At 56.4% G+C, this 5,653-nt stretch carries 1 protein-coding gene and 3 rRNA genes; 3 read left to right on the forward strand and 1 reads right to left on the reverse strand.

Annotation, left to right across the window (positions count from 1 at the left end):
* Nucleotides 1-189 precede the first annotated feature (189 nt).
* Nucleotides 190-387 (reverse strand): hypothetical protein, encoded by a 198-nt coding sequence (locus tag ACOJV9_RS16650; protein ID WP_420186358.1) that lies wholly within the window; start codon nucleotides 385-387, stop codon nucleotides 190-192.
* Here ACOJV9_RS16650 and ACOJV9_RS16655 point away from each other — a divergent pair.
* From ACOJV9_RS16655 to rrf, 3 genes are all read left to right on the forward strand, one after another.
* Nucleotides 387-1,910, forward strand: a 16S ribosomal RNA gene (locus tag ACOJV9_RS16655). The two genes, ACOJV9_RS16650 and ACOJV9_RS16655, sit on opposite strands and share 1 nt — an antisense overlap.
* A 352-nt stretch (nucleotides 1,911-2,262) precedes the next feature.
* Nucleotides 2,263-5,377: ribosomal RNA gene (locus ACOJV9_RS16660) — 23S ribosomal RNA — on the forward strand.
* A 112-nt stretch (nucleotides 5,378-5,489) separates the two neighbouring features.
* A 5S ribosomal RNA gene (gene rrf, locus ACOJV9_RS16665) occupies nucleotides 5,490-5,606 on the forward strand.
* Together the 16S, 23S and 5S rRNA genes form the textbook arrangement of a ribosomal RNA operon.
* Nucleotides 5,607-5,653 lie beyond the last annotated feature (47 nt).

Raw genomic sequence — 5,653 nt, forward strand, 5'->3', positions numbered from 1 at the left:
GGTTGCCGGAAGGCTGCTACGGTGGGTGCCCCGCTGAGATCCAAGCGCGACGAGGACCGGTTCACCTGAGGGTGGGCGCGGATTTGTTGCCCAAGCATGGCTGCGGGTATGTTTGAAGAGTTGCCCCGGATCACGGCTCTTGGAGTCGGGTGATGGTGTGCGTCCGATCCTTGAGAACTCAACAGCGTGTCAAAAATCGATGCCAATTAACCTCGTCTCGGAGGTGGTGGCGTGCTGGCCTTTGGCTGGTGGGCTGTCGTTTCCGGATGAATTTTCCTTTGGTTGACAATGAAGGATCAGCAATTGCTGGTTGTTCTTGCTCAGCCAGTGTGACAACCCTTCATCGGGTTTAGTTTTGCCCAGCTCTTGTGGTTGGGCGCTGAACATCAACGGAGAGTTTGATCCTGGCTCAGGACGAACGCTGGCGGCGTGCTTAACACATGCAAGTCGAACGGTGATCCCAGGAGCTTGCTTCTGGGTGAGCAGTGGCGAACGGGTGAGTAACACGTGAGTAACCTGCCCCTGACTCTGGAATAAGCGCTGGAAACGGCGTCTAATACCGGATACGAGACGCAACCGCATGGTTAGTGTCTGGAAAGTTTTTCGGTCTGGGATGGACTCGCGGCCTATCAGCTTGTTGGTGAGGTAATGGCTCACCAAGGCGATGACGGGTAGCCGGCCTGAGAGGGCGATCGGCCACACTGGGACTGAGACACGGCCCAGACTCCTACGGGAGGCAGCAGTGGGGAATATTGCACAATGGGCGAAAGCCTGATGCAGCGACGCCGCGTGAGGGATGACGGCCTTCGGGTTGTAAACCTCTTTCAGCAGGGAAGAAGCGCAAGTGACGGTACCTGCAGAAGAAGCACCGGCTAACTACGTGCCAGCAGCCGCGGTAATACGTAGGGTGCGAGCGTTGTCCGGAATTATTGGGCGTAAAGAGCTTGTAGGCGGTTTGTCGCGTCTGCTGTGAAAATCCGGGGCTCAACCCCGGACTTGCAGTGGGTACGGGCAGACTAGAGTGTGGTAGGGGAGACTGGAATTCCTGGTGTAGCGGTGAAATGCGCAGATATCAGGAGGAACACCGATGGCGAAGGCAGGTCTCTGGGCCATTACTGACGCTGAGAAGCGAAAGCATGGGGAGCGAACAGGATTAGATACCCTGGTAGTCCATGCCGTAAACGTTGGGAACTAGGTGTGGGTCTCATTCCACGAGGTCCGTGCCGCAGCTAACGCATTAAGTTCCCCGCCTGGGGAGTACGGCCGCAAGGCTAAAACTCAAAGGAATTGACGGGGGCCCGCACAAGCGGCGGAGCATGTGGATTAATTCGATGCAACGCGAAGAACCTTACCAAGGCTTGACATATACCGGAAACATCCAGAGATGGGTGCCCCGCAAGGTCGGTATACAGGTGGTGCATGGTTGTCGTCAGCTCGTGTCGTGAGATGTTGGGTTAAGTCCCGCAACGAGCGCAACCCTCGTTCTATGTTGCCAGCGCGTGATGGCGGGGACTCATAGGAGACTGCCGGGGTCAACTCGGAGGAAGGTGGGGATGAGGTCAAATCATCATGCCCCTTATGTCTTGGGCTTCACACATGCTACAATGGCCGGTACAAAGGGCTGCGAAACCGCAAGGTGGAGCGAATCCCAAAAAACCGGTCTCAGTTCGGATTGGGGTCTGCAACTCGACCCCATGAAGTTGGAGTCGCTAGTAATCGCAGATCAGCAACGCTGCGGTGAATACGTTCCCGGGCCTTGTACACACCGCCCGTCAAGTCACGAAAGTCGGTAACACCCGAAGCCGGTGGCCCAACCCTTGTGGAGGGAGCCGTCGAAGGTGGGACTGGCGATTGGGACTAAGTCGTAACAAGGTAGCCGTACCGGAAGGTGCGGCTGGATCACCTCCTTTCTAAGGAGCACTGGCGCGCAAGCGTCCAGAGCCTGGTCTGTCCCCGAGTGTGGGGCAGCAGGTGCTCAAGGGTGGAACATCGATTATTTGGCGCCGTTTCTTCACGGCATGCGAGTACACCCCTTCGGGGGCAGGAAAGCGTGCGGGTGGGGGCCGGCGCCTGACACGTTGTTGGGTCCTGAGGGCTCGGGCGTCAGCTCGGACTCGAAGGCCGGTATCCGGTCAGGACCTTCGCCATGGCGAACCACCACGTGACTTCCTTTGGGGGGTTGGGTGGGAGGCGTCAGGAACGGTGGAGGGCCGCCCGTATGTTGAGAACTACACAGTGGACGCGAGCATCTTTATCTTTGCGTATCAAGTTTTTAAGGGCGCACGGTGGATGCCTTGGCACCAGGAACCGAAGAAGGACGTAGGAATCTGCGATAAGCCACGGGGAGTCGATAACCAGACTGTGATCCGTGGATTTCCGAATGGGGAAACCCGGCTGGAGGCAAGTCCAGTCACTCCTGCCTGAATATATAGGGCAGGTAGAGGGAACGTGGGGAAGTGAAACATCTCAGTACCCACAGGAAGAGAAAGCAACCGCGATTCCGTGAGTATTGGCGAGAGAAAGCGGATCAGGCTAAACCGTATCTGTGTGATAGCTGTCAGGCGTTGCAGGTACGGGGTCGTGGGACCTCTCGGTCAGGACTGACATCCTGGCATGGAGTCAAAAATTCGCGTCATAGTCGAAGGGCATTGAAAGGCCCGGCACAGAGGGTGCGACCCCCGTAGACGAAATGACGCGAACTTCAGAGAGTTATCCCAAGTAATACGGGGCCCGAGAAATCCCGTATGAATCTGGCGGGACCACCCGCTAAGCCTAAATATTCCCTGGTGACCGATAGCGGACAAGTACCGTGAGGGAAAGGTGAAAAGTACCCCGGGAGGGGAGTGAAATAGATCCTGAAACCGTGTGCCTACAATCCGTTGGAGCCCTCTTTGTGGGGTGACAGCGTGCCTTTTGAAGAATGAGCCTGCGAGTTAGTGCTCAGTGGCGAGGTTAACCCGTGTGGGGAAGCCGTAGCGAAAGCGAGTCCGAACAGGGCGTCTGAGTCGCTGGGTCTAGACCCGAAGCGGAGTGATCTACCCATGGCCAGGTTGAAGCGACGGTAAGACGTCGTGGAGGACCGAACCCACTTAGGTTGAAAACTGAGGGGATGAGCTGTGGGTAGGGGTGAAAGGCCAATCAAACTCCGTGATAGCTGGTTCTCCCCGAAATGCATTTAGGTGCAGCGTCACGTGTTTCTTACCGGAGGTAGAGCTACTGGATAGCTGATGGGCCTCACCAGGTTACTGACGTTAGCCAAACTCCGAATGCCGGTAAGTGAGAGCGTGGCAGTGAGACTGCGGGGGATAAGCTCCGTAGTCGAGAGGGAAACAGCCCAGACCACCATCTAAGGTCCCTAAGCGTGTGCTAAGTGGGAAAGGATGTGGAGTTGCAGTGACAACCAGGAGGTTGGCTTAGAAGCAGCCACCCTTTAAAGAGTGCGTAATAGCTCACTGGTCAAGTGATTCCGCGCCGACAATGTAGCGGGGCTCAAGCACACCACCGAAGCTGTGGCATTGACACTTTGCCCGGCCACCACACCTGCGGGTTGGTGGTCCAAGCGTGTTGATGGGTAGGGGAGCGTCGTGTGGCCAGGGAAGCGGCGGAGTGATCCAGCCGTGGAGGCCACACGAGTGAGAATGCAGGCATGAGTAGCGAATGACGGGCGAGAAACCCGTCCGCCGAATAACCAAGGGTTCCAGGGTCAAGCTAATCTGCCCTGGGTAAGTCGGGACCTAAGGCGAGGCCGACAGGCGTAGTCGATGGACATCCGGTTGATATTCCGGAACCGGCGAAGAACCGCCCATGACGAACCTTTTGATGCTAAGCGCCTGAAACCCGCTGACGTCTTCGGACCGATGCGGGCGGAGCGCGCGACCCGATCTGGTAGTAGTCAAGCGATGGAGAGACGCAGGAAGGTAGCCTCCGCGTGGCGATGGTAGTCCACGTCCAAGGGTGTAGGGAGTGAGATAGGCAAATCCGTCTCACACATGTCCTGAGACCTGATAGTGACCGCGAATGCGGGAAGCAGGGTGATCCTATGCTGCCAAGAAAATCTTCTAGCGAGGTTCGAGCCGCCCGTACCCCAAACCGACTCAGGTGGTTAGGTAGAGAATACCAAGGCGATCGAGTGAATCATGGTTAAGGAATTCGGCAAAATACCCCCGTAACTTCGGGAGAAGGGGGGCCTGGAACCTGAAGTGACTAGCTCACTAGGGAGAAGGGCCGCAGAGACCAGGGAGAAGCGACTGTTTACTAAAAACACAGGTCCGTGCTAAGTCGCAAGACGATGTATACGGACTGACGCCTGCCCGGTGCTGGAAGGTTAAGAGGACGGGTTAGATCTTCGGGTCGAAGCTCAGAATTTAAGCCCCAGTAAACGGCGGTGGTAACTATAACCATCCTAAGGTAGCGAAATTCCTTGTCGGGTAAGTTCCGACCTGCACGAATGGCGTAACGACTTCTCCACTGTCTCAACCATGAACTCGGCGAAATTGCACTACGAGTAAAGATGCTCGTTACGCGCAGCAGGACGGAAAGACCCCGGGACCTTTACTATAGCTTGGTATTGGTGTTCGGTACGGCTTGTGTAGGATAGGTGGGAGACTGTGAAGCCGGCACGCCAGTGTCGGTGGAGTCAACGTTGAAATACCACTCTGGTCGTTCTGGATATCTAACCTAGGTCCGTGATCCGGATCAGGGACATTGCCTGGTGGGTAGTTTAACTGGGGCGGTTGCCTCCTAAAAGGTAACGGAGGCGCTCAAAGGTTCCCTCAGCCTGGTTGGTAATCAGGTTTTGAGTGTAAGTGCACAAGGGAGCTTGACTGCGAGACAGGCATGTCGAGCAGGGACGAAAGTCGGAACTAGTGACCCGGCGCTGGCTTGTGGAAGCGGCGTCGCTCAACGGATAAAAGGTACCCCGGGGATAACAGGCTGATCTTGCCCAAGAGTCCATATCGACGGCATGGTTTGGCACCTCGATGTCGGCTCGTCGCATCCTGGGGGTGGAGTCTCTCCCAAGGGTTGGGCTGTTCGCCCATTAAAGCGGTACGCGAGCTGGGTTTAGAACGTCGTGAGACAGTTCGGTCCCTATCCGCTGTGCGCGTAGGAAATTTGAGAAGGGCTGTCCCTAGTACGAGAGGACCGGGATGGACGAACCTCTGGTGTGTCAGTTGTTCTGCCAAGAGCACCGCTGATTAGCTACGTTCGGAAGTGATAACCGCTGAAAGCATCTAAGCGGGAAGCACGCTTCAAGATGAGATTTCCATGGACTTCGGTCCGAGAGGCTCCCAGCTAGACTACTGGGTTGATAGGCCAGACGTGGAAGTGCAGCAATGCATGTAGCTGACTGGTACTAATAAGCCGATAACTTGATACACACCAAAAGATTTTGTTGTGCTCGCGTCCACTGTGCAGTTCCCGAGATACGGTCGGCCGTGTCTCCCACCCGTCGGGGTGGGACGACCCCGCAGAAGATATCTCCATAGAGTTTCGGCTGTCATAGCGAAGGGGAAACGCCCGGCTCCATTCCGAACCCGGAAGCTAAGCCCTTCAGCGCCGATGGTACTGCACTGGTGACGGTGTGGGAGAGTAGGACGCAGCCGGACAAACATTCCAGAAATGGCCCGCCCACCCGGCGGGCCATTTCTCATTT

Source organism: Knoellia terrae (genome assembly GCF_048606435.1).
In the GTDB taxonomy this organism is placed as follows: domain Bacteria; phylum Actinomycetota; class Actinomycetes; order Actinomycetales; family Dermatophilaceae; genus Knoellia; species Knoellia terrae.